Source organism: Sphaerisporangium sp. NPDC088356 (genome assembly GCF_040685555.1).
GTDB lineage: Bacteria > Actinomycetota > Actinomycetes > Streptosporangiales > Streptosporangiaceae > Sphaerisporangium.
Genome location: NZ_JBFBIK010000273.1, coordinates 1 through 1649, shown reverse-complemented (window position 1 = coordinate 1649; position 1649 = coordinate 1). Strand labels below are relative to the sequence as shown.

Sequence of the window (1649 nt, the reverse complement as noted above, 5' to 3'; positions counted from 1 at the left end):
CGGTTCACCGCCGGAGATCAATTACCTGGCCGAGGTTCAGTGACGGGCCACTAGCTCTCCTCACCCCCGCGGCCGCTGAACTCCCCGCCCAGCCAGAGCCGGTCGCCATCGGCCGTGTTCCCGAGCCCGATACGAACGCGGGTGAGCTTCACGATATGAATCGCCGTGAACTGCTCCGCCTGCTCAGCATCACGGGCACCCTCGTGGCGCTTCCCGAGCCTGCCGCAGCGAGCATCCCCCCGACCGTCGCGGGTGACGTTGAGCATTTCGCCCTGCTCAACAGCCACCTGTGGCAGGTCTTCTCCCTGTCGAAGTCCAAACGGCTGGTCTACCCGCTCGTCCGCGGCCAGCTCGGCATGCTGATCGACAGCATGGAGGGCACCCACTCGCCGTCGATGCACCAGCGCCTGTGCGTTTTCGCCTGCGACCTGTTCCAACTGGCCGGCGAAATCTTCTTCGACAGCAACCGCTACACCGACGCCGCCTACTGCTACTCTCTGGCCGCCAGCGCAGGTCGCGAGGCCCACGCCTACGACGAGTGGGCCTGCGCGCTCACCAGGCAGGCGTTCATCAACATGTACGACCAGCAGTTCACCCAGGCCGCCTCGATCCTGACCGTCGCCTCCCGGGTCGCCCACCAGGGCGACAACCACTTGTCGACCCGCCATTGGGTGGCCGCCGTTCAAGCCCAAGCCCATGCCGGCCTTGGTGACCTGGACGCCTGCAACCGGGCACTCGACAAAGCCGACCAAGTCCTCACGCTCTCCGGACCGGTCAGCCCCGGCGGCTGGCTGCGCTTCGACGGATCACGACTGGCCGAGGAACGCGGCGGCTGCTACCTCGCGCTGGGCCGCGCTGATCTCGCAGAGACCGCTCTGACCGAGGCGCTCAACCAGACCGTCTCGCTGCGGCGCCAAGGCAGCATCCTGACCGACCTGGCCATCCTCGGCGTTCGCCGCAACGACCTGGACCAGGTCCTCCAGTACGGAGGTGACGCCGTCGACCTCGCTGAGCAGACCCAGTCCTCTGGCTACGTCGGCCGCAAGCTCCAGTCCCTTCAGGCCCAGCTCAATCTGTTTCTGAGCAACCCCGACGTGGGACATCTCAGCACCCGGATCACCCAGCTGTCGACTTCCGTTTGAGACCGAGAGGACCGCGATGAGCACGCAGACCGAGGAACCCGGCCGCATCTTCCGCGAGGCGTGGATCGCCGGTGTCCACAAGTATTACCCCGGCGAGCCCAAGCCCGGCTACGTCGCCTCCTGGGACCAAACCCCGGACTGGGAACGCCAGGCGGCTGCCACGGTCTACCAGCAGGTCTCCGACTTCATCAAGGTCAGCGACGGGAACACCGCGAAGCTCACCCGCGAGCAGAAGGGCCGCTTCGTCGCTCTCTGCTGGATCGCCCAGATCCACAAGCACATCGCCGAACCCAAGCCGGCCTACGTCGCAGACTGGGATGACCTCCCAGAGTGGCAGCAGCAGACCGACGCCGACATCTTCGAACGCATCGAGCTGGAGGGCTCCCGGGACTAGGCCCTGTCTCAAGGACATCATGTGACCGCATGACCTTTCCCTGCCGGGAGGGCCGGGCTTCCCGAACCGGTCCCCGGCATGCAAGGCGCAACCGGCGCCGCGGCGACCAGTGG

Annotated in this window: 2 protein-coding genes; both read left to right on the top strand. The window is 66.6% G+C overall.

The window, feature by feature from the left end:
• The first annotated feature begins 155 nt into the window (after window positions 1-155).
• On the top strand, window positions 156-1142 hold the full coding sequence (locus AB0O34_RS36830; protein ID WP_363923639.1) for a transcriptional regulator: 987 nt from the start codon (window positions 156-158) through the stop codon (window positions 1140-1142).
• A gap of 16 nt (window positions 1143-1158) precedes the next feature.
• The gene (locus AB0O34_RS36825) at window positions 1159-1536 is read left to right on the top strand and encodes a hypothetical protein (RefSeq protein WP_363923638.1); all 378 of its coding nucleotides are present in this window, start codon (window positions 1159-1161) and stop codon (window positions 1534-1536) included.
• Window positions 1537-1649: the final 113 nt, after the last annotated feature.